Raw genomic sequence first — 24,625 nt, 5'->3', positions numbered from 1 at the left:
CTAATCGCTTAGCTTATCGTTCTACAGCCCATTAGCAGTCATGAGTAAAGTTGATTTAGGTTTATCTTTGGGAGCTTGTGATTATGAACAATTACATAGATTCAGCCTTATTATGTTTAGTGAACAACATATAGATAAGGTATAAAGCCGTAAAACTTGCTGTGTACCCGGTAAATATTAGCCAAAAAGTTTTCCAATCTACAATACCTTCAACTGTATTGAGTTCAATTGCCCAACCACAAAGCACTGCGCCTAAAAAAGTACCGAACCCATTAACTAAAGTCGTGAAAACGCCCTGTGCTGTGGAACGAAATTCAGGGGCGATTTCTTTTTCTAAAAATAGGGCTCCCGCAATATTGAAGAAATCAAATGCACAGCCATACACAACCATTGATAAGAAGAGGGCGATGGTGCCTATGGAGGTGAAGTCACCATAAGCAAATAATCCTAAGCGTAAAATCCATGCAATCATACTGAGCAATAGGATCGTTTCAATTTTAATTTTTTTCAGCAAAATAGGTAAAAGGAGAATAAAAATAATTTCAGAAAACTGTGATATTGATAAGAATATGGTTGGATACGCAGAGAAAACAGAACCCTTAGCCTCAGGAGCTAGAGCCATATCTTGTAAAAAAGGAACACCAAAGGTATTGGTTATTTGCAATACAGAACCGAGTAGCATAGCAAAAAATAGAAATACAGCGACTCTACCTTTTTTAAATAGCTGAATAATATTTTGGCAGCTAATTTTTTTATTTTTTGATGTATTAACTCTTTTAATCGATATAAAGAAAACAGAAAAAATACTTAAAACAATAGATGCAGCAGCACTGATATATAATTGATAAAAACTCATTTCAAGTTTTAATAGACTAATAGTCCACATAGCGACAATAAAGCCAACTGTGCCATAGACTCGTATTTTAGGGAAATAGATATCAGAGCTAAACTTTTGCTCCTCTAACATTTCAAAAACAATACTGTTACAGATTGAAATTGTTGGCATATAAAACATTAGGTGGATTAATGTCATAATGAACAGTAGGGTTATTGAATGACTATGAGCCATCGCGAGTAAGAATAAAGCAGAAATAAAATGAGAAGCGATATAAACTAGTTTACGGTTATTAATTTTATCTGCAATAAACCCTATGATAACTGGTGAGCATAGAGCGGATATCCCTAATGCACTGAATATTAACCCAATTTCACCACCTTTAAAGTGTAGGGTGTTGAAAAGATAGGACGCAAATGTAACTAACCAAGATCCCCATATAAAAAACTGTAAAAATGAAACTATCTTTAATCGAGTTGTTATATTCATATTTATACATCCTTGCCTAGTCTAAATATACTTTCATGTAATTGTTAAATCAATCACTTACACAAATTCATTTAATAATCATGTATACAAGCATCTATTGGTTATTTCTTGCATATTATAAAATATAATTTTGGGCTTTTTTTTGATGTAAAAGCGGCTTATTATAAATTAAATATTACATTGTTACTTTTATAAGCATTATTACATACTCACCGAAATGTTAATAATTTGTATTTAAGAAGAGGGTTATTTAGGTAATTAAATATAAGAAATAGTTAACAATAAGGTTAAACTAAAAGTTGCATTAGCCTCGTAATTAGTGTTAAATTAGATGAAACCTACCTAATTACTAACCTAGAATACCCCATTTCACTCACCTCAAACTATGTGACTTTAGCCGAGTTGCGTTCATTTTGACATCTTATAGCCCAAAATCTAATTTCTTCGATTCATTAAATTTAGACTCAATTTATTAAATCTAAAACTCAAATCATATTAATTACTTCACTCGTAAGGGGATACTATGACCTCTAATCGTAATGTATTATTTTTATCTGCTGTTATTGTATATCTAGTTGGGACTACAGAATTTATGTTGTCCTCAATAATGTCGCCACTAGCACTGGCATTTGAAGTTTCGTCTGAACAAATTCCTTGGCTGATATCGTCCTATGCATTGGCATATACACTCACAGCACCTCTAATTGGTTACCTTTCTGACCGAATAGATAAGCGAAAAATTTTACTCACTGCAATATTGTTATTATCACTAGATAGTTTGGCGATTATTTTCTCGCCTAATTTTTCGGTTGCTGTAATTTTCCGCGTTATAGGGGGAGTGGCATCAGCGGCATTAGTTCCCGTTATTTTTTCCCTTATAGCCGATGTGATAAAAAGAGAAAACCAAGCAGCCGCGATGGGGAGTGTCATGATGGGAATGACCGTTGGCATTGTGACTGGGCCAATGTTAGCGGGTATTTTAGTTCAATATTTTTCGTGGTATTCGCCTTTTATATTAACGAGTTTATGTGGCTTATTCGCATTTTCTATATCATGGTTTATCTTGCCGAGTTCTAAAAAAAACCATACCTATCCCCACTCATTGAGCTGCTTAATACAAGCAAATATTTTACGTTTGATCATAGCAAAGGGATTATGGAACGGGGTTTCAGTTAGTATCTTTTTATTGTCAGGGGAAATTATAAGACAAAGAACTGCATTAGAAACAGCTGAGATTGGTATCATTATGGGGTTATTTGGTATTGGCTTGTTCATTGGTAATGCTTTGGTTGCGAAAATAGCAAAATATAAACTACAGGATGCGGCTAAACTAATCCTAATTTTATTAGGAATATTGGTTGCTTTAGTGTTATTTATTACAGGAAAATTACCCTTAGTTGGTGATTGTATCTGCTTGTTATTTATAGGGGTAGCATTAGGGGTGGCTTCACCGGTCAGTACCTCGTTATTGGCTAAAGAGAGTACTAAAAATAAAGGATTAGTATTATCTGTTTCAGAAAGCATAAATAATTTAGCTTTATTAATTACAATACCTGCATTTTCACTGCTGGTGACTGAAAATAATCTCTCAACTTTAGTACTTTCAGTCATCTTAATAATTAGTAGTGCAATTTTTCTCGTTATGGCTACGCTAAATTTACGGGTCAGGAAAAATAGGCGTTACCGTTAATGATGGAGCACTAACGGTAACGCACTATACGGTGCGTAATAATTGTTTTTTGCGTAATCGCATCCCGTTTAACATGGATAACCATGCCAGAAAGGTAATAAACATGAGAATAATAAAAATGAAATGTGGCTGAAGCTCAGTAAGAACAACACCAGTTAACATAGGGTTAAATGCACCGCCCAATAGCCCAAGGGATTGGGCTGAAAAATAACTCGCTTTCATGCCTTCCGGTGCAATACTGTCAATTAACATATATTCTCCTGGGGCATAAATTAATTCACCTAATGTAAAAATAAAAGCGCCTGCCGCCCAGAGGTATAAATTTTCATGTGCATTCATAAAAGTTGCTAAGCCTAAAATAAAGAATAAGCTGCCTAAGGTCATTAATTTTTTTAGGTTATCCGGGGTGATACGCTTCCCTACGGTGTATTGTAATGTAACGACCACGACTGCATTCACAGGTAAAATTACCCCAATAACAACCTGAGCAAAATCACTGCTTGCCACAGTAATTGCATATTGCGAAATCCAAGTGGTAAAAGTACCAAAAACCAATGAACCCAAAAATGTGGATAAAATAAACCATGCTAAGACTTGATCACTTAGCATACTCAGTGGGTTCCATTTACGTATGTTTCCGTTTTCTAATGGCGTTGGTTTTATGCTTTGTACAAAACGTTGTATAAAAAATATTGGTAGAGCAGCTGATATAGCGGCTAAATAGAATGGTAAGTTAATACTGTACATTAATAACCAAGTACCAATGGGGGGGCCAATAGTCCAACCGATATTGATAAAGGTATAATTTAAGGAAAATATCTTTGCCTTTAAAGAGACTGTGAGTGTATCCGCAAAATAGGCTTTTAAGACCGTAGAAAACACAGAATATGAGCAGTTAATAAGAGAAAAGAACGCGATAACTAAAATAGCATTATTTACTGTGGGGATAGCGATAAACCCCAAAATAAAAGCTAACACAGCAAATAACATGCAGCGTTTCTTATCAACCCGGTCAGCAAGCATACCAAAGCCCATACTGAATAAAACACCTATAACCATTGCCAGTGACATGGCTATACCGACAATATCAATTGCCATTTGGTATTCTCGAGTTAGGTAAATTGCCATGAAGGGCAATGTTGCGCCACGTCCTATCGTTAAGAGTAGTGACGATGCAAGTAATGCGCTGTTTGATATATTAAATTTAGAAAGCATTGGCTCACAACCTAACTCATAATTGTTGTTAAAATTTTGTATAAAAGGGTCTGTAAGCTATAAAATACATAAATTTAGAGCAGTGAGAAATGGGGAATAATGCTCTGAATCGAAAACAATATTTTGCTAATGCTAATCTACCATTCACAATTAAAAATCTGGTAATTAAAGCGCCCTTATATCTAATTAAACGTTATATGCTAGATAGATAAATATGAGTAACTTAGGCTAATTATGGCCGATGTAGTTTTATAGGTATGGATGCAAACAAATGGGCGTTCAATCAAGGTAAATGATTAACCTAATTATGATTAATAATGGCTTTAGCGAGTTTGATGGGGGGTGGTATTACAGTAGTTCACTGATTAAAAATCTCCCCTCCAAATAACCGATAAACCTAGATTGAGTCAATCTACAAGGTTAGGTGGTTAGCGCAAAGAAAATCATGTAATACTGGTTTGGACATACTTGAAATTACAATTAAGTAGGTGATTATTTTGTTTATTAGAAATAATCACCTATCAATGCAAATGTGGTCAAGAAAACATTAACGGGCTTCATTAAAAAGGTTGAAGGTACAACCTTTACATAGCCGTTATAAGGCTGCGGTATACACTCGGCGGCTAACGTCCAAAGTAATATCTTGGTGTTCACCCAGCTTGACCATATCATGTGCTTTTAGACTGTTGACTAATGGTTCAATGACATCTTGGGTAAGCTGGTAATCACTAAAGCGTGTGCCTACTTGCATTTTTTCAAAAAACGCTCTTGTCAGCTCAATAGCTTTGATGGCTTTCTCTGATTGAGAACCAGCGGTAACCCCCCACACATTTTCTGCGTACTGGGCTAATTTTTCCTGTTTTTGTGGTAGTTTTTCGAGCAGCATTGAAGGAAGTACGATAGCTAATGTTTGTGCATGGTCTAAACCATATAACACTGTAATTTCATGGCCTAACATGTGGGTAGACCAATCTTGCGGTACGCCAACCCCAATCAACCCATTTAATGCTAATGTTGCAACCCACATTAAATTAGCGCGAATATCATAGTCATGAGGTGTTTCAAGTGCTTTAGGACCAATGTCTATTAACGTTTTTAGTAAACCTTCAGCAAATGAGTCTTGTACTTTAGCATTAACAGGGTAGGTTAAATATTGCTCAACAATATGTACAAAGGCATCAACAACACCATTACTGACTTGTCGAGGAGGTAAGGTAAATGTTTTTACAGGGTCAAGAATCGAGAACTGAGGAAAAACATAATCGCTCATAAATGCTAACTTTGAGTGTAATTCTTCCCTTGTAATGACGGAGCCTTTGTTCATTTCTGAACCTGTTGCTGGTAATGTCAAAACGGTACCAAAAGGTAAAGCTGTTTTGATTGTAGAGCCTCTGTTGGTAACAACTTCCCACTTATCACCAGGGTAGTTAACCGCTGCTGCCACAAATTTAACACCGTCAATGACAGACCCACCACCAACGGCAAGTAAAAAATCAAAGCCTTCTTTCTCTATTTTATCAACGGCCTTAATTAACGTTTCATAACGAGGGTTAGCTTCAATTCCACCAAACAGATCAAATTGACGCGTGCCTAATGCTTGCTCAACTTCATTCAATGTACCTGTCCTTCGGGCGCTTTCGCCACCAAACAGGATGAGAACTTTTGCATTTTGTGGAATGAGCCTGTCAAGTTCAGCGATTTTATCTTTACCAAAAACGATACGTGTTGGGTTATAAAATTCAAAGTTATTCATAGATAAACCTTAGCCTTAAAAGTGGGTGGACTTGGTTTTTGTTAACTAATCAAGTTTAGCGCCTAAATGTATTAGATACAAATTATATAGCTATGGTAGTGATATATAACCAGCATATAATTTCGACTTGTATGATATAAGCGAAACCGCTCTTCAATATAATTATTTTTACATGCTGATGATAAGTAGAAGTAAAAAATAAAAAAGTTAGTCTTATTTAACCTCAGCGAATTTTGATTTTTATCTTCATTTGGTATTTTAAATGCCAACTTTATCAATAATGATGAAACCAAATAAAAGGGATACAATATGCCAAATAATTTAAATTTTATGACAAAAGAAAAATTTATTTGTTACGTCAATGACATGATTGAAGGTAAAAATACAGATAAATATTCAGTAAAACCTGTAATGAAGTTGGATTCACAAGGGCGGTTTTTACTCAGCTTTGAAAATTATGATATTAAATCTAAAACTATTAAATATGAAATCCAAAAAAAAGAACAAATTATTTGTTTACAAACAAGGATTAAAAATCAAGGGAGAGTCATTAACCTTATTGAGGCTAATTCAGCTGAGTTAATGCAATATAAAGAATATTTTTATATAAGCAAAGATAAGTTTGTTTATATGTTTAAAGATCCTAAAATTATGGAGGAAATATATACTAAAAATGAAGATGAAATGAAAAAACTATTCCTTAGATGTGTCTTTGAATTAAATGAGGTAAAAAAAGATGAATATGAAAGGCATAGAACTAATTCAAATGTAAACTTATCAGAGACTGAGTACTTAGACTATAAATATAACCCTGAAAAATCTATTGTAGGGTTAACTCATAAAAATCTAAGCTCTAATTATGATCATCATATTGTTATTCAATTAGGTAGTGATGAAATTACAGCAGATGTTATTTCTGGGCTATACGTCAAACATTCGGAAAATACTACATTAGTCCAATTTGATTTGGAGAGCAAGCAAGCACGTATTTTAAAATCAGCGATTGAAGTAGGTGAAAACAAGAATATTCGTTGGACGTTTGTAGGGCATGGTTTACATGTAAAGAACACAAATAATATAGGTAGTAAAGTAACATTTGAAGGTGCGCTACCTGAAGAGTTCGCCAGTGGAGTCTCTTTTTTAAAAAATAACACATTAAAAAATTTACAGCCAAATAAAATTATTCTATATGGTTGTAAATTGGCTCGAGGTGGCATTAATGAAAATTTTGCATTAAATACTCATTTGGCTTTAAATAGAAAAGGCATCAATATTCCAATAGTGGCTTATAATAGGTCCATTGGAGAGAGTGGGAACTATATAGGGGTAAAATCAATTAAAATTAAGGGTGAGGAATTTTCAACTAAGAATTTTAAATATGAATATAAAACACATCCTTCATCGAAAAAAACATATATAAATGGGTTTCCTGCACCATTATTTTTTATAAATGAAGTTCGACGTGGGGAATTAAAAATTTCGCAAATTTTGGAAGATAAAAATACTAATCTACTGGCTTTTTATAAAAAAAATGGAGTGGTTAACAGTGATCTAATAAAGACATTAGCATTTAATCATAAAGCAAACGCTATTTTAGAATCAGAGCTCAAGGGGTATGAGCGCATTATTGATGAAGATTTTTACGATAGGATCTGTCACCTACTTGCCAGTGCTGGTATTGAAGAACCCCCATTATGGCGTATGGTAAATGATGAAAATATTAATAATCGAGTAAATAAAGTTGTTGATGATGGCCTAGCGACCATTGTATTACGGGTAAATGGTAGTGAGAGTGGTAGGCTACAGGCAGAGAAAATAGCTTCTAACAATCCTAAAAATACCCTTATTATGCAAGTAGGTAAAGGTGTGGCTGATGGCTGTATTGAATATGGTGATATTAACAAGCTTACGGGGCTGAAGCAAAAAAAATGGGTGTTTATTACTAGCGCATTAGAGATAAATGAATCATTATTACCCCTAACTGATGTAATGGAAAAATTAAGAAAAGATTATAATTCGGATTTTAATAATTCGGTATCCTTAGTTTTAACGGATAATCCAAATGATTTAACCTCCGAAGGGGTTAAAGTTGCTTCTGAAAAGTTAAAAAATACATTAATTAATGCGGGGCTATATGAGCCAAATAAGTTAACAGTAAATACTAGATGGACATTAAATGAGAAGGAGTTAAATGATAACGAAAGATTAGAAAGTTTAATATTAAAACTAATTAATAAAAAAATGGTTCCAAGCCAGATAGATATAGAAAAAGATAAGTATATAATAGGTTATTTAACCCATGATGATGGAAAACTAAATCATGAAAAAATATCAATAATTAGAATGGACCCGATAATTAATAAAAGAGTGATGAGCTATTTTAAAAGTGAGGGTAATGTTAAAGGTTTAAAAGAGTGGAATATTCTATTTCAGGATAATGAAAAATATTCTTTGGTACAACAAGCACAAGAATCAATGATATTATTAGAAGCGCTAAAATCTAACCCTGAAATTAATGCATATTTGGGTGAGTCTTCAAAAAATAGATTGAAATCACTATTTCCACGAGGGAATAAATATGATCACAAAGAATTATTATTTACGTTAAAATCTAATGATAGACTAGGGATAGTTAAAAGAAGACTTCGAGATTTAATATATCTTTACCAAGAAGATAATGAAGCATTTAATAATGGCTCGTTGAAAAAAGCATATGGGTTAATGTGTAAGTTGGAGTATGAACGAAAACTTACAGTAAATTATGTAAAGGAGATGAGTAGGGGATTGTTTTATCTTGATTATGTGAAATTTAATGAATTTCATTATGAAGGTAAAAAAACATCCACATCATTATATAATGTTTATTTCAAAAATGAAAAAATGGCAGAAGATTGTTATAATATTTATGAAGAAATTAAATATAAGCATAGACTAGGTAATGCATCTAGGCATGAAATGGAAATTTTAAAAAGTTATAATGATATCTACCAGTTAAAAAATGAGGGAATAGAGAAAATAGCTTCAACATCAAGTAATCAATCTTTTGAGACTATTTTTAATCAAATAAATAACGATTATTTAGTTTGTATTAAAAGTCCTTTATCTAAAATTATGATTAAGTGTGAATATAAAGTGGAGAGTTATACTTTTCACTTGATGGATGAATCAGGCATTGAATTAGTAATATCTGACCCTAACCTTGCCGTTGCTCGAGCTAGATTATTGAAAATAACTCAACACTATATGCAACAAGAACTTCAACAACTTGATGGTAGGGTGATAACTAGAGGCAAACAGTTGGGTTTTTTAACTGATTCAGATGAAGGGCTAAGAGCAACAGCATTATATATTGATGCGAGCGGAGAGGGTTACCGTACGTTAGTAAAACAAAGTGAAGAGAAACTGGAAAACACGGTATATAAAAAGAACTTAGAGATCAATAGAAATGTGGCCCTTCAACTGGGAGAAGTTACAACATCGATAAAAGAATTACGCTCACTAGGGGCGATGATAGACAATGTACCTATTCACGCAAAACACGTGGAGGATAAAGGATGGGTGCAGAAAATTAAATTTAATGCTGATGTATTAGTAGAAAAATTAACCTTATCGACAGAACTAGAGGCAGACATTAAACCTCTTGAGGTGACACAACAATTAATCAAAGATAGTAATATTGAGCAAAAAATACACTCAAATGACATGATGCAAAGTCAACAAATTGCTTTAAAGCAATTAAAAATTATTCAAAAATTAGATTTTGGAGATAAGCGTACTGTATCTAAAGGGGTTAAGTCATTACATAATGAAGGAATAAAATTACCCGCTTATGCCCGTATTGCTAATGGTGCCGGTCAAGTTACGGGGGGAGTCGGTGTTTTTATTACACTTAATGGGATTTATCAGTTGATTGATGGTTTAGATAACCCAGACCTTACGGAAGATGAACGTTCTTTAATTACCAAAAAACTGACCATGGCTTGTGCATCCGCCTGTTTTAATTATGGTGACATGATTTTGCAGCCTATTTTATTGAGATTATCATATAAACAGGCTGGGTCATTTAATTCAGGAGCTAAATTAGCCGCTCGAGTCACAATCATATTTAACTTAATTGGGATCGGATTAGACATTTATCAGGCTTATGAAGCTTTTGAGCAGTTAGACAAAATAACGGATGCAAAAGAGCGGCAAGATTTACTTGTTAACGGCTCGTTGTCTATTGCAAATATAGTTGTTGGTAGCCTGACCATCATTGGTATCATCATAGGGTCATCAACAATACCTGTTGTTGGTTTAATTGTTGGTGGTGCATTATTAATAGGTGGAATGGTTTATACAGGTATACGAGCCGTAGAGAGAATCGAAGAGGAATTAGGAAGCTCTTTAGATTGGGATGAAAAAGCTAGAGAAGGGATACGCGCGGCATTTGGTTTTTCTCCTTCTGACGATATATTAAATCGAATTAGCTATAAGCAGCATCTAGCACATTTTAAAAATGTAAATTGGCAACAGGATCTAGATAATTTTAAATCGAACAATCTTTACCAAGGGTTTGAAGAACATCTGCAATTTGTAGGTGAGCCGATACTTACAGAACATAAAAAATATTATATTTATTATCGGCCAAAATTTAGAATCATCAATAGCACTGTATTTGAAGGGGGTGATGACAACCATATTCTTAAAAACATTGCACGTGATGATACTGGCCCTCATTATACGATAGAGCAAATTAATTATATTTGTAATAATTATGATTATGATTCACACTGTAATATATGGGTAAAAATCAGAAAAGGAACACGTAAAATTCATTTTTGCTGTAAGTTTAGTCTTATTAAGAAGAAGGCAGGTGTCTCTTATAAGGACATTGGTGAGAAAAAAGCTGATGACATTCTTATACTCAATACAGAATATGATAGTGATTTATTAAAAGAGTTTCTGTATCGATTTAAATTAAATGAAAAATACAAGAGTAAAAAAAAGCAACCAGTCGTTACTCAATTAAGCACATTAGCTGCCTCTGAATTAAGGTTCTTTAGGGCAAGGAATCATCATGGTAATATTTATCATCCAGACTTTGACAGTCACGTACCAATTGAAATTTTAGGTGAACAAATTATTGCTGATCCAGTTCAAATTGCAAAAAAAATACTAGGTGAAGTTCCTGATATTATTTATGAAGGCATGCAAAATATTGGATTACAATATGAGGAAGAAGCTAAGCAAAAAAATATTAATTTTAATTCGGGTAATGGGACTGATATTACTATTGGTAAAAAAAATGCAAGAAATTCTTTTACTATTAGTTCCGGTACTAAGTTTTTAGCTGGTGGAAATCATGATGATGTGGCAAATTTATCACTATTATTTGATTCATCAAGTAATGAAATCAATGATTTATATTTTGATGGAAATGGTGGGAATAATACTTTAATTATTAATGACATACGAATTGGGAGTTATATCTATATAGACCTTAACTCACTTAAATCAAAAATTACCTTTTACAATAAAAAACAGAAAGATCTTGTTTTACGTAATATTAGTAATGTTTTTTTAGTAGGAAGCCGAGATTCAAAAGCGACTCTAGTGGGCAATGATGAAAGTAATACATTAGATGCTGCTTCAGCTTGTGCTTTTATTAATGCTATGGGGGGGGATGACCATTTGGTATTTGAACACGGCGTAATAAATGGTGGAGAAGGTAATGATAGCTACTTTTTACGACGTTTTGATTGGGGAAGTATCCCTGAAAATGAAGCCAAAAAAATATTTAATTTAACAGCAACGATTACGGAAACAACAAAAAGTAGAAGTCGAGTAACCTTAGGTTATTTGTTAAGTGAAATTGAAGAGGTATATGTTAGTGGTAATGATATAATAATAGTCATCTGTAGTAAATCATCAAATTTTAAAGATAAAATAGTAAGCGTCAAAGTTGAACTTAAAAATGTATATTCTAAGTATGAAGATACTAGAAGAATAAATCATCAATACCAATTACATACCAAAGATGGTTTTTTATTAAATAGTAAATTAAAAGACTTAGATGCACAGAAACCCCTTATCCTTAAAGAAGATATTTTTGACATCACCTACCAACAAGAACAAGATGCCATATATAAATACAGTAATAAAACTGTAAATATAAATGATGAAACAAATACGTTAAGTATTGGCGACCGTATATATACCCCTCGTAAATGGGGAAGTTTTAAACTTCATGGTTCTATTCGAAATTTGACTTATCAAGGGACCTCTGGTGATAACCAACTATTGATGGTGAATAGAAATAGCCGGATTATTGTTACTGAAGGTCAAGATTTTTATCAGGTAAGCCCAGAACAATATTTTCAAGGTCAGTTGGTTTTTGACTATTCGAATATAAATAAAGTAAGTGATAACATTGGTGCTACATATATTTCGCTACCTTATGAGAATGGGTTTAGGTTAAAGGTTATAGGCCAATCTATCCTATTATATAACCGATTTAATGATATTAAGTTAGAAATTAAACTTATTAATTATTCATTAGAAAAACACGGTAGTATTCGTATTCAAGATGGAAATAATAACTATTTCCATGTGGACTTTAGTAAAAAAGAACAAGAAATTGTCTCTGCAAAAGTAATAAACTTACCGACTGAACAAGACGATTATATTGATATCCCAATGGGATATCAATTTCCTTTTCCTATTATCGATGCATCCGATGGTAATGATTTCATTAAAAATGATAATATCACTGGATGTATCGTCAATGCAGGAAAAGGTAACGACATAGTAGTCGTGACTAGTGGGGCAAATGTTCTATATGGTGGGGAGGGTGATGACCATATTTATGGTGGAGATCAAAATGATTTATTCCTTTCAGATTTAGGTAATGATATTTTAGATGGTAAAGACGGTAATGACCATTACCTTATAAATGGGGATTTAGAAGCCGGCCAAACTACAATACATGATGCTAGTGGCGAAAACCATATTCATTTATTTAATTTCCAATCAGAATACGAAGTTATCAGTGAAGATGATGTTATTTTTCATCTTTATAAGTCCAAATCAAATCTTCGGTCTGTGAAAATAAAGGTATTACCAGATAGTGATATGAATATAAACCACGCTCATCATTATGACAGCTTACCTACACACCTGCCAAATTATGCTAAAAAAGATATGGTTTCTTTAATCCGTTATTTAGCAGAACAGAGAAAATATAAAAACGACTTAAATTTAAACACTCCATGGCAGCCAATGGATGAATTTAAAGGCATGCTTAACGGGTGGAAGTCTTTACCAACTATTGATCTCAAGTCAATGGATATTCGTATTTCTGAAAACTCCACATTTAGTCAGCTTGTTGTAAAAACTAAAGGTGCAAAACAAAATATTTGGGACCGAAGCGGGTATGGGCGGGTGTTTTATGCCGAAGCGGAAGAGGGTGTCGTTTCCGTACCGGATAAAACGCCTGGAAATAATGTTATTTATGCAAGTAAAGGTAAAAATGACTTATCGGCAGGGGATGGAGATGATGTTTACATTATCAACGGGGCAAATGGTTTGCTAACAGAGTTAAAAGGGAAAAATAGCTTTCTCATTAATGGTGAAATAGAAGGTTGGAATACAATACATAGTCGCGGTGGTGATAATGCGATTCATCTGATCGGTTTTGACAAAAAACCTACCCGAGAAGAGCCTAATCATCTAAGTAATGCAACTCAGTTTATTTATCAGTCAAAATTGGGAAGGAGGGTAACAATACTTCAATACCCCAATACTAAAGCACCGGAAATTCGCCTTTATAAAAGTCTAGGTGGTCAAGATGAACTTAGTACACAACAAAAGTTGGAGTATTTAGCTAATACAATTGCAGGGATGCGTATACAAGATGAAATCAGTAGTTTTGGTCGTAAAAGTATTGCGCTAATACAAGCTGGCTGGGACCCAGTCACGCACGTTGAAAGTTATATGAGAAATGCACTGTTAGCAGCACCAATAAACTAGTACTGTATAAGTTATTATTGCTAAAAAAACATAAAGTTTTTAACTATAAATGAGTTCCCGCCCTACTAGGTGGTTGAAATAGTTAAATCTTTATGTTTTTTGACATATTAGTTAGCCTAAATCATCTTTATCTACAATGTGTTGTACTAAAATAAACCTTAGATTAATGGTAAAATGTGAGCGTTGAGTAGGTGAATGTTGATTTTTACATTCGTATTTATTGCTACGATGGGAGTGCAGAATGATGAGACGTTTTATTAATCTAGAACTTCCACCAGAGCCAACAATTAATAATAACTGTGTCAGAAAACGATTAAAAAATAGTATTTGTGACAATTGTGCGACGAGTTGTCCGGTTGGTGCGGTGTCTTTTAGCCATATGGCAGCTGCAATTGATAATGAACTGTGCTTTCAATGTGGTAACTGTTTATTTTCTTGCCCTGTTGACGCTATTGAGAATATTGCTCCTCATGAACGAACCTATCAAGGTGACTTTTTGGTGGTTAACCACGATGAACCTGTCGCCAATGCAGATGAGTTAATTGTTTGGCACCGGCAATATGGCATTCGCGGCATACAGATAGCAGAGCCTTTGGTAGACAAGTGGCTGCCAACAGTTGCCTCATTGAATTTAAAGTTAAAAACGCTACAAGAACCGATTTGGCAATTACGTATTGTACAGCCGGCACAGGTGGATACTGGGCGTCGAATGATGTTATTCCGTCAAAAATTGGACGAGAAACCGTTAGATAAAGGCCAAGTAAAAACGGGGTTAAATGCAAGGAAACAATTTTACCCTGAGGATAGCTGGTTTAGAGTAGAGCTTGATACAGCAAGCTGTATTTTATGTGGTGCTTGTGCAAAAGTTTGTGATGAACATGCGATAAACATCGAAAATAACCAATTTTTAATAGATGAAAAGCGGTGTACGGGGTGTATGAGCTGCCAAGTAGTTTGTTTCCCGCAATCTATTCATGTCCACGCGCATACGGCTAAAAATAGCGAACCGATTAGTTTTAACTATTATGATGGTCAGTGCCATACTTGCCATCTACCATTTTCATCTTGGGAAGAAAATATCAATATTTGCCCCATTTGTGCGCAACATAAAAAACAAGGATGGTTATAATCACCTATATTTATGGCTCAGTTATAGAGCCATAAATAGGTACTAACCAAGCTAAACTTGGTTCTGCTTTAAATGAGTAATAATCAGAGTTGCAATTTGTGAGTTTAGAGCCGGAGGTGTTTCATGCCCCATACCCTCAATGATTTCTAATTTTGCATTCACTATATTCTCTGCGATATCCTGACCTGCAGCTAATGGGAACAAAGGGTCAATGGAACCATGAATAACTAATGTTGGTACATCTATACTTTTGATATAAGGCCGAAGATCACCCGTCATAGCCACAGCAACCATTTGCCGTTTAGTTCCTTCTGGGGAATAATTTCGAGCAAGCGCTTGCAGTACATAATCCCGATAATAATTTTCATCAAATGGGCAAATAGAGGAACTAATGCGTTGGTAAAATGCTAATTGACCGCTTAAGTACCCCTCTAAATTTTCTTTAGGGTTGGGGCTTGGGCTCATCAGCATTTGCATTACATCGGGTTCGCTTTGTGGCAGGTCGGGGTTCCCTGATGAAGACATAATTGGGCAAAGGGATAGTATACGTTGCGGGTAATTCGCAGCAACCAACTGTGCAATCATCCCCCCCATTGAGCGGCCAATTATGTGTGCTTTATCAATAGATAATAAGTCGAGTAGGCGAATTATATCCTCAGCCATATCTAATAAAGTGTAAGGAATAACAAATTGTTCCCCAGTTTGCATTTTTCCAATCAATTCACTTAAAACGATTGGTGGAAAATGTTCGATGTGGGAAGATAATCCTGAATCACGGTTATCAACACGTATAACATAAAAGCCTGCATCTGCAATTTGTTGGCAAAACGCCGAAGTCCAGCTGATATTATGGCCACCCAAACCTGGGATCAACACAACAGCAGGGTTTTTCGCTATACCAAATGAATCATAGAAAAGAGAAATTGAGGAAGGATTGGTCATTTTGTTTCCGATATTTTGAATGTTGTATTATTTATGCCGCAATTTCGCGTCCAATGCGAGTGATAAAAACAGATAAAAACTATCAACAATTAACGCTAACCTCTATGTAGGAGGAATTGGATTTTTAGGTCAATTCTGTAAGGTTATTAATTACAAGTACGTTATGATGTAGGGGATAGCGCATATTTATTTGAATACTATCATTTTTAACATAATGACAATTAATATCTTTTTTCGGGTTTTATATGATTTACTTTATTTCAGATACGCACTTTTGTCACTCTAATATAATTAATCTTTGTGATCGACCTTTTCGAAGCACTAACCACATGAATGATACTTTAATTCATAACTGGAATGCTTATGTTACGGACTATGATGAGATCTACATATTGGGTGATTTTTTATATAAAGGGAACGGCAGTGATGCAAATAAAATATTACGTCGTTTAGCTGGGAAGAAATATCTCATACGGGGCAACCATGATAAATTTTTGGATGACCCAGAGTTTGACACGTCCTTATTTGAATGGGTACGAAGCTACTATGAATTGGAATACCAAAAGCAAAAATTTGTGTTATTTCACTACCCAATTTTAGAATGGCAAGGTTTTTTCCGTGACGCTATTCATTTATATGGGCATGTACATAATTCAGGTAAAGACCCTGAGCAACGTAAACGCTTAGAAATATTGGGTTCACGTGCAATCAATGTGGGTGTTGATGTAAATGATTTTTACCCAATAAGCATTAAAAGTATTTTAAAAAAAGTAAATGGCTAAGGAAGCAAAACTAACTTGCTTTCTTAGCGTATAAATACACCGAGGCTCTTGAAATCCCAAGGTGTTGAGCAACAGTCTCCATTGCTTTTTTTACATCCAGTAAGCCTTCATTTCGTAATATCTCAATTAAATTTTTCCGTTCCTCAGCTTTTAAAGTACGCGCTGTGGTAGCTAACGAAGCTGCATATTGGTCAATACGGATGCGAATTGCCTCTGTGCCATTGGGTTCAATATGTTCTTTTATAGGGCTATTTCCCACTTCGATAAATTGAGACAACATACTTTGCATTCCCCTGAATAGCGTCATATCTAAATTAAGACAAAGCGCAGCGACATATTGCCCAGAATCATCCTTTATACCAATCGAGGTACTTTTTACTGGGCGTCCATCCGTAAACTGGTTGGTATAATTGGCTATGATATTTGGGAAATCAGGAGACTCTATTCTTGCAAGGCCTAACTCTGTTGTAGGTTCACCGATTTGGCGACCAGATAAATTGTTATGAATAGAGAGAATAGAATGTTCAGGTTTTTTAAGATCATGAACCACTACTTCACAAAAAGGGGCAAATGTTTCGCTTAATCCTTTTGCTATAATATCTATTTGCGCAAGTAATGAATTTTCTTTTAGGTCTGACATTATTCTCCCTTATTTATCTTGTATCGAAACCCTAATTTTAAACTATTTTTAATGTATCTAATAGGTGATAGGCAATTATGGGGTTAGGATATTAACTGAGCAAAGTGATGAATATCCACATTCCCTCCACTGACAATAATCCCCACTCGTTTACCTTGCAGTCGTTCTTTGTTAGCCAGAGCTGCTGCATAAGATAAGCAACCCGTTGGTTCAACGATAATTTTCATGCGTTCAGCATAAAACTTCATACAGTCGATTAATTGCGGGTCAGTAACGGTAAAAATATCATTGACAATATTTTTAATAATTTCAAAAGTATAATGGCCTAAATGTTGGGTTTGGGCACCATCTGCAATGGTTTTTGGGGTATCAATATGTACAATTTCACCGCGATAAAATGACTGTTGTGCATCATTACCCGCAAGTGGTTCGACACCATATATTTGGCAATCAGGGAGTAGTTGCTTTGTGGCAATAGCACAGCCTGAGAGCAAACCACCACCACCTAAGCACACAAAAAGGGCATCTAATGGCCCAACTTCGTCTATGAGTTCTTTAGCAGTAGTACCTTGGCCAGCAATAATATGTGGATGGTCATAGGGCGGGATAATGGTAAACCCATGTTGCTTAGCGAGTTGTTGGCAAAGTAGCTCGCGGTTTTCGGTATATCTATCAAAGTGTATAACTTTAGCCCCGTAGCCTTGGGTGGCAGCTACTTTGACTGCAGGGGAATCATTTGGCATTAGAATTGTTGCTGGGATATCGAGTAACTGTGCGGCCAAAGCAACACCTTGAGCATGATTACCTGATGAAAAAGCAATAACACCTGCTTTTTTTTGTTCTGGACTTAATTGTGCTAACGCATTGAATGCGCCTCTAAATTTAAATGCACCCATACGCTGGAAATTTTCACACTTAAAAAATAATTCAGCCCCAAATTGTTTATTTGCAGTGGTTGATGTTAATACAGGCGTTTTATGGGCAAAACCTAAAATACGTTGGGCGGCATCTTCAATATCTTGATAGCTTGGCAAAGTTAACTCAGTCATGATATTACCTCAATAAATTATCAAATTTTAAGCGTATACAGCGGTGGCTTCGATTTCTAATGCAGCGCCAAAGTGGAGCTCTGCAACCCCAGCAACAGCACGAGCGGGGCGGTAATTACCGATCCACTCAGCATAAATTTGGTTAAAACTATTCCAGTTATTCATATCGGTAATATAAATACGGACTTGCACCAAGTTGGCTTTAGTACAATTGACGGTATCTAGGCAGGCTTGCAAATTATTGAGCACAAGCTTGGTTTGCTCGGTAAAAGATATGTTTGTGGCGGCATTACCCAAAGCATCAATAGGTAATTGCCCCGATATAAAAACAAACCCATTAGCGCTAACACAATGAGAATAATGCCCTTTAGGGGGAACTAATGTAGAGGCATTCGCATATTTAATTGATTGGTTCATATTTACCTTGTTATCTATCACAACGGTGGTCTTGAATTGGAATTTTAGTCTAATATTAGATTATATGTTTAGTCAATGTTTTCCATCTAAATAACATGAGGTCTGCGTTTAAACGTGAGCAAAGCTATTCGAGTAATGTAAAGAACATCTTTCAGTAACATGGTTAGCAAAAGCGACACTATCCGGTGTTAACGAAAGTTTTGGGGTAGTATAGCGGGCAGCAGTATTATTTTTATTAGCAGCTAATAATGAGAAGTGGTCGATATGCTATTTTCCGAAGAAGAAAACACCATTCAGATTGCCCCTGATGCTTATTTATTAAAAGGCTTTTTATTAGGGCATAGCCAAGGGTTATTGAAGGATTTGAACCTTGTACTCAAGGCGAATCCTTTAAGGCACATGAAAACACCAAGTGGTTATCACATGTCAGTTGCGATGACTAATTGTGGGGATTGGGGATGGGTAACGGATGAACAAGGTTATCGTTATAGTCAGCGTGACCCTGTCACTAATTTACCTTGGTTATCAATGCCAGCTATTTTCCGTCAGTTAGCGACTTCAGCTGCAAATAGCGTCGGTTTTGATGGGTTTAAACCTGATGCTTGCCTAGTTAATCGTTATGCTATCGGGGCAAAATTATCTTTGCACCAAGATAAAGATGAAGCCGATTATTCTCATCCAATTGTCTCTTTTTCTTTGGGGTTACCTGCGCTATTTGACTTTGGAGGGATAACAAGGGATGCCGCTAAACAAGCTATCCATTTAGAACATGGCGATGTGGTGGTTTGGGGAGGACAATCACGGTTAAATTACCATGGTATAAGGCGTATTAAAGCAGGGACTCACCCACTACTTGGCCCTTATCGCTTTAATTTAACTTTTCGCCGTACCCAAAACTAGAGTCGGTTGTATTCCAACTAAAGGGGGGAAATAGGTGATAAATAGCTGCATATTTAGCTTCAGAAAATTGAAAGCTACGTAAGCAACTTGAAACGCATCCCAATAAAAATTTTGTTGAATAATTAATAAGATACACCTATAAATAGTGGCTATAAAATGGTTTTGTCCAGTATTAATAGGTGAATGAATGTATAGCTTCTTAAATGATTACAATGAAATAGCCCATCCTGCAGTGATGAAAACCCTGAATGACTTAACAGGAAAACGTTTTAAAGGTTACGGCACAGATGAAATTTGTTCTCGGGTCACTGAGCAAGTTAAAGCACGTATTGGACAACCTAATGCGGATATTCATTTTTTTAATGGCGGCACTGTTACCAATTTAACCGTGATCTCCCATGCTTTACGCCCGCACCAAGCGGTGATCGCTGTTGATAGTGGGCATGTAGCTACGCATGAAACTGGTGCGATCGAAGCAACGGGGCATAAGGTGATTACGGTGAGCTCACCATCAGGGAAATTAACGCCAACACTGGTTGCGAATGTGTTGGCTGAGCATAATGATGAACACAGTGTGCAGCCAAAATTAGTGTATATCAGTAATTCGACAGAAATAGGCACCGTTTATCGTAAACATGAGTTACTTGCATTACGTGAGGTTTGCGATAAGCATGGGTTACTCCTTTTTTTAGATGGCGCACGTCTTGCATCGGGGTTAATGTCTAAAGCAAGTGATTTAACCATTGAAGATATTGCTGCAGTCACAGATGTTTTCTACATTGGCGGTACAAAAATAGGGGCTTTAACGGGGGAAATACTGGTTATTTTGAACCCAGCATTAAAATCTGATTTTCGTTATAGCATCAAGCAAAAAGGGGGGTTACAAGCTAAAGGTTGGTTATTGGCCGCACAGTTTGAGCCACTGTTTAATAATGAGCTATATTTTGAGCTTGGTCATCACCTTAATGAGATGGCATCTCAGTTAGCCTTATTTTTTGAGGAACAAGGGTTTGAGTTTTTAGCTCCCGTTGAATCAAACCAAGTTTTCGTTATTTTACCAAACAGCCTTGCTGATAATTTATTAAAGCATTACCAACTGAGCAAAATTGGTAACCCCACAACGGAAACAACGTGCGTACGGTTTTGTACGGCTTGGTCAACAACCCAGCAAGATATCGATAAATTTAAACAAGTTTTTCATACATTAAGTTAAAAATACAGTCAGTAAACCAGTCGATAACCTTATTTATTGGTTGCTCTATCCTGTTATTTTTACGTGTAACGGGCTGTTTAATGGGCTACTTTAGTTAATGTTATCGGTTGGTGTTATCTGTTGTCGATATACTATCTGAGACTTAAAAGAAGAGGCCACTGTGACTGGCCGCAACAAAATTATGATGGCGTAGACACCAATACAGAAAATAAATACGTTTATTTTTAAAACCTTGAGTATGGTGGGGTAACCTGACATAAAATAGTGATGAAATTGTCAATATTGTATCCTGTTTTCATCTGTTCTAGTTGACTCGCTTATAAATCCACACTCGTTGTTTCTATTCTCTGTTATAATCATGAGCCCTATTTTTTGACTATTCTGGATACAATAATGGTAATTTGGGTTGATGCGGATGCCTGTCCTAAAGTAATTAAGGAAATTTTATACCGTGCGGCGGATAGGGAAAATGTGCAAATAACGTTTGTTGCCAATCAGCGCTTAACAGTTCCACCATCACCGTTTTTAAAAACGTTGCAAGTTTCTGCAGGTTTTGACGTTGCGGATAATGAAATTGTCTTACGTGCACAAGTAGGCGACCTTGTTGTTACGGCGGATATACCGTTAGCCGCAGAGGTGATGGAAAAAGGAGCTTCTGCCTTGAATCCGCGTGGGGAGCGTTATAGTGAGGCGACGATCCGTGAACGCCTTAATATACGTGATTTTATGGATACCATGCGGGCAAGTGGCGTTCAAACAGGGGGGCCTACAAGTTTAAATCAACGTGATAGGCAGCAATTCGCAAATGAGTTAGACAAATGGTTATTACACCGTAAAAAGTCATTAAGTCTATAATGGGAAATAAATTTGCTGATTTAGCTCAGAAAACATGCAAATTAAAATAGAGTTGCTAATAATCTTATGTCTATAATGGTTATCCCTAAATTTTTGAATACAAAATTATGGACCCTTTGCACAGCATTATTATCACTCTATTTTTGTTTGTCTTAACTTTTTTTAACCCTGGCGCAAACCTGTTTATTGTTGTGCAAACAACATTAAGTTCGGGTAAAAAAGCGGGGTTAACTTGTGGTTATGGTGTTGTATTGGGTAATGCGATTTATTCCGGGTTAGGTCTATTTGGTTTAGTTACCCTAATGTCTGAATTTGGTTCATTATTTTCATTGATCAAAATTCTTGGTGGTTTATACCTGTTTTACTATGCCATAACCGTTTTTAAAAATAGGACGCAGCTTAATTTATCTACAGAAAACATTGTCGAAAGCTTTCCTTCCGGTGTTTATTTCAGGCGGGGGGTGATTTCTGATTTATCTAATCCGCAAACAGTTTTGTTTTTCATGAGTATTTTCTCAACAACTATTTCACCTTCTACTCCTTTATGGACCAAGCTCGTCATTTGGTTCGGCATTATCATCGCATCATTAATATGGCGAATCATTTTATGCCAAACTTTCTCGATGACGTCAGTCAGAAGAATGTATTCACGCATTCATAAAATAGTAGGAAAAGCGGTTGGTATAGTACTAGGTACGCTAGCATCAAGGCTCATTTACCAAGGTGTAACTGAACTTGTTGTTAAAAGATAGCAGATGACAACTATACAGTTTCACCGTTTTGAGCATGGGATTTGTATGATATGGATCTAAAATCAGTGCTGAGACGTTAGCCAATATTCAACTTCTTCATAAGTTCCACGGAAAATAATCCGCTGTTGTTTTTTGCTTAATTGGTAGAGATACATAGGGTCATAATATTCATTGAGTAAAGGGCATAGCCAAGAATAGTGTGCTCGAGTGTCACCTGTGACTTTTTGTTCTGCAAGAGCAAGATCTAATAAGCGAGTTAATTCAATTGCACACTGTGAACCTAAACGCTTACGAATAGCAAAGAGACCGTGGTGTAAATATTCGCTGTATTCTTGCCAGCCTTTTTCCTCCCCAAATACATTAAGAAATTCATGTGTCATACGGTCGAAGTATTCCTGTTTAAGGCGTTCGAGCCGTACATCAAAGGGGTCTTCAACCACCGCAATAGTAGCAGAGTCCATTTGACTTTTGAGTACACTGGGTAGGCTATTAGAACCAATTGCACGACCTTCATCCTCTAAAACCCAGCGGTTATGATGTTCTGCTTTTTTTAGTAGCATAACTGCCAAATGATTTTCAAATGTGGCTTGAGGAAATTGGGGTTGTAATGTGCGACCAAAAGACGACCCGCGATGATGAGCAATTCCTTCTAAATCAATCCCATTTGCTAAGTTATGAACAAGCGTTGTTTTGCCATTACCAGTACAGCCACCAATTAAAATTATAGGCCGTAGTGTTAATTCATTGATTGCATCAATTGCGGCTTGCCGTAATACTTTGTAGCCTCCTGCAACGAGAGGGTATTCAATACCAATGTCTTTTAACCATGATTGAACGATATGCGACCGCATTCCCCCCCTAGCACAGCAAATATAGCCACTTTTATGGCTGAGACAGGCTTCTTTCCAAGCAGCTAAGCGTGCTTCTTTTATCTCACCACTCACAAGCTGATGCCCTAATGTGAGTGCTTGATGAGACCCTTCTTGTTTATAGCAAGTGCCAACTGCTTTGCGTTCATCATCATTCATTAAAGGGATATTAATCGCACTTGGCATCGAACCTTGTTGAAATTCGATAGGAGCCCTGACATCAATTAACGTGCTGTCAGTCGCCAGTAATTGCCGAATATTTTTTGAAGAGGGAGTTAATTCCATAATAACTGTGGTATTCATTAAAGTTGCAATAAGGCTAACTATACTCCTAATCTTATCACTTGGCACTTAATGTTAAGATTAAAAAGGCTTAATAGTACTTTGGCGTATAATGATGCTATATTGATGTTGGGTATTTCAATATGAGTAAGGGGCGAGACAATGAAGATGTTAACCATCCAAGAGATGACCGAAACTCAAAAGATGCAAGTTCGTAGTAAGTTGGCGCAAGAAAGAAAAAAACTTGGCCGTGAATTAACCAACTCTGAGCAAAATAAAGTCAAAAAGCAAATCATTACCGAAATATCTATTGAAGTTGATAAGCAAGCAAAGAAACTTCGAGCACAAAAGAAAAAAGATAAATTAATACCAAGTGACCAAACTTACAGTTGGTCTTCGGCAAACCATAAAAAAGGTTATCGATAACTAATTATTAGTAAGAATAGTTAGTAGGTTATTTTATTTGTTAGTGTAGTTAAAAATAAAAAATCGCGTATTTGAGCATGAATAAATACGCGATTTTTTATTAGGTTAAAACGTTAAATATAATTCTATGAATCTAATCGAGAGACATCACAAATGATTTTTTCTTTTAACGCTTCGATTAGATATGAAGAGAAGGAGAGGGAGGTATACCCTTCATTTTTAATATTTTCAAATGCATCAATATATATCATAGGAACTTGTATTAATTTTGCCTTTTTCAAATCTTGTTTAGCAATTGGTGCAGGTTTTGAATTAATAGTAGACTCATGATTAGAGCTAAATGAAGTGCTAGTAAAGGATAATTTTGGATATGTCAT

The 24,625-nt window shown here is 35.5% G+C and carries 18 protein-coding genes; 9 read left to right on the top strand and 9 right to left on the bottom strand.

The window, feature by feature from the left end; translation table 11 throughout:
- Positions 1-91: 91 nt before the first annotated feature.
- Positions 92-1,324, bottom strand: coding sequence for an MFS transporter (locus ABE954_RS11360; RefSeq protein WP_131680008.1), 1,233 nt, complete (start codon positions 1,322-1,324; stop codon positions 92-94).
- A gap of 523 nt (positions 1,325-1,847) precedes the next feature.
- Here ABE954_RS11360 and ABE954_RS11355 point away from each other — a divergent pair.
- Complete coding sequence (locus ABE954_RS11355; RefSeq protein WP_129465911.1) at positions 1,848-3,014, top strand: MFS transporter; 1,167 nt, start codon at positions 1,848-1,850, stop codon at positions 3,012-3,014.
- Between the two features lie 24 nt (positions 3,015-3,038).
- Here ABE954_RS11355 and ABE954_RS11350 read toward each other — a convergent pair whose 3' ends face one another.
- Both ABE954_RS11350 and ABE954_RS11345 read right to left on the bottom strand, forming a co-directional pair.
- Entirely contained in the window at positions 3,039-4,229 is a 1,191-nt protein-coding gene (locus ABE954_RS11350; RefSeq protein ID WP_105881025.1) for an MFS transporter, read from the bottom strand.
- 595 nt (positions 4,230-4,824) lie between these two features.
- Positions 4,825-5,982, bottom strand: coding sequence for an iron-containing alcohol dehydrogenase (locus ABE954_RS11345; protein WP_071548089.1), 1,158 nt, complete (start codon positions 5,980-5,982; stop codon positions 4,825-4,827).
- 309 nt (positions 5,983-6,291) lie between these two features.
- Here ABE954_RS11345 and ABE954_RS11340 point away from each other — a divergent pair, with 309 nt between their 5' ends.
- Positions 6,292-13,992, top strand: a complete 7,701-nt coding sequence (locus ABE954_RS11340; RefSeq protein ID WP_371025452.1) for a C80 family cysteine peptidase — start codon at positions 6,292-6,294, stop codon at positions 13,990-13,992.
- Between the two features lie 244 nt (positions 13,993-14,236).
- Positions 14,237-15,121 (top strand): ATP-binding protein, encoded by an 885-nt coding sequence (locus ABE954_RS11335; protein WP_071548846.1) that lies wholly within the window; start codon positions 14,237-14,239, stop codon positions 15,119-15,121.
- 51 nt (positions 15,122-15,172) lie between these two features.
- Here the strand turns inward: ABE954_RS11335 and ABE954_RS11330 are convergent, their stop codons facing one another.
- A complete protein-coding gene (locus ABE954_RS11330) occupies positions 15,173-16,063 on the bottom strand; it encodes an alpha/beta fold hydrolase (RefSeq protein WP_129465913.1) in 891 nt (296 codons plus the stop codon).
- A 245-nt stretch (positions 16,064-16,308) separates the two neighbouring features.
- On the opposite strand from ABE954_RS11330, the gene ABE954_RS11325 reads away from it, so the two are divergent.
- The gene (locus ABE954_RS11325; RefSeq protein WP_071548091.1) at positions 16,309-16,845 is read left to right on the top strand and encodes a metallophosphoesterase; all 537 of its coding nucleotides are present in this window, start codon (positions 16,309-16,311) and stop codon (positions 16,843-16,845) included.
- Between the two features lie 10 nt (positions 16,846-16,855).
- Here ABE954_RS11325 and ABE954_RS11320 read toward each other — a convergent pair whose 3' ends face one another.
- The 3 genes from ABE954_RS11320 to ABE954_RS11310 form a co-directional block, all read right to left on the bottom strand.
- Positions 16,856-17,485: a transcriptional regulator gene (locus ABE954_RS11320; RefSeq protein ID WP_042843776.1), complete on the bottom strand. Its 630-nt coding sequence runs from the start codon at positions 17,483-17,485 to the stop codon at positions 16,856-16,858.
- A gap of 83 nt (positions 17,486-17,568) precedes the next feature.
- Positions 17,569-18,534, bottom strand: a complete 966-nt coding sequence (locus ABE954_RS11315; protein ID WP_071548092.1) for a threo-3-hydroxy-L-aspartate ammonia-lyase — start codon at positions 18,532-18,534, stop codon at positions 17,569-17,571.
- A 27-nt stretch (positions 18,535-18,561) separates the two neighbouring features.
- Positions 18,562-18,951: a RidA family protein gene (locus ABE954_RS11310; protein WP_206226917.1), complete on the bottom strand. Its 390-nt coding sequence runs from the start codon at positions 18,949-18,951 to the stop codon at positions 18,562-18,564.
- Between the two features lie 264 nt (positions 18,952-19,215).
- On the opposite strand from ABE954_RS11310, the gene alkB reads away from it, so the two are divergent.
- From alkB to ABE954_RS11290, 4 genes are all read left to right on the top strand, one after another.
- Entirely contained in the window at positions 19,216-19,851 is a 636-nt protein-coding gene (gene alkB / locus ABE954_RS11305) for a DNA oxidative demethylase AlkB (RefSeq protein WP_071548093.1), read from the top strand.
- 187 nt (positions 19,852-20,038) lie between these two features.
- Positions 20,039-21,064 (top strand): low specificity L-threonine aldolase, encoded by a 1,026-nt coding sequence (locus ABE954_RS11300; RefSeq protein WP_166686533.1) that lies wholly within the window; start codon positions 20,039-20,041, stop codon positions 21,062-21,064.
- 393 nt (positions 21,065-21,457) lie between these two features.
- Positions 21,458-21,919 carry a YaiI/YqxD family protein gene (locus ABE954_RS11295; RefSeq protein WP_210815298.1) on the top strand — a complete coding sequence of 154 codons (462 nt, stop codon included), beginning with the start codon at positions 21,458-21,460 and terminating at the stop codon, positions 21,917-21,919.
- A 107-nt stretch (positions 21,920-22,026) separates the two neighbouring features.
- Positions 22,027-22,671: a LysE family transporter gene (locus ABE954_RS11290; protein ID WP_129465918.1), complete on the top strand. Its 645-nt coding sequence runs from the start codon at positions 22,027-22,029 to the stop codon at positions 22,669-22,671.
- A 62-nt stretch (positions 22,672-22,733) separates the two neighbouring features.
- On the opposite strand, the gene mnmH is transcribed toward ABE954_RS11290, so the two are convergent.
- Entirely contained in the window at positions 22,734-23,825 is a 1,092-nt protein-coding gene (mnmH, locus tag ABE954_RS11285) for a tRNA 2-selenouridine(34) synthase MnmH (RefSeq protein WP_371025899.1), read from the bottom strand.
- A 159-nt stretch (positions 23,826-23,984) separates the two neighbouring features.
- Here mnmH and ABE954_RS11280 point away from each other — a divergent pair, with 159 nt between their 5' ends.
- Complete coding sequence (locus tag ABE954_RS11280) at positions 23,985-24,248, top strand: DUF3811 domain-containing protein (protein ID WP_042843769.1); 264 nt, start codon at positions 23,985-23,987, stop codon at positions 24,246-24,248.
- 125 nt (positions 24,249-24,373) lie between these two features.
- Here ABE954_RS11280 and ABE954_RS11275 read toward each other — a convergent pair whose 3' ends face one another.
- Positions 24,374-24,625: a hypothetical protein gene (locus tag ABE954_RS11275; protein ID WP_371025451.1), complete on the bottom strand. Its 252-nt coding sequence runs from the start codon at positions 24,623-24,625 to the stop codon at positions 24,374-24,376.

The organism is Providencia sp. TYF-12, from assembly GCF_041344805.1.
GTDB lineage: Bacteria > Pseudomonadota > Gammaproteobacteria > Enterobacterales > Enterobacteriaceae > Providencia > Providencia huashanensis.
Note: the sequence above shows the minus strand (reverse complement) of the source record. Positions and strands in the feature narration are given on the sequence as shown.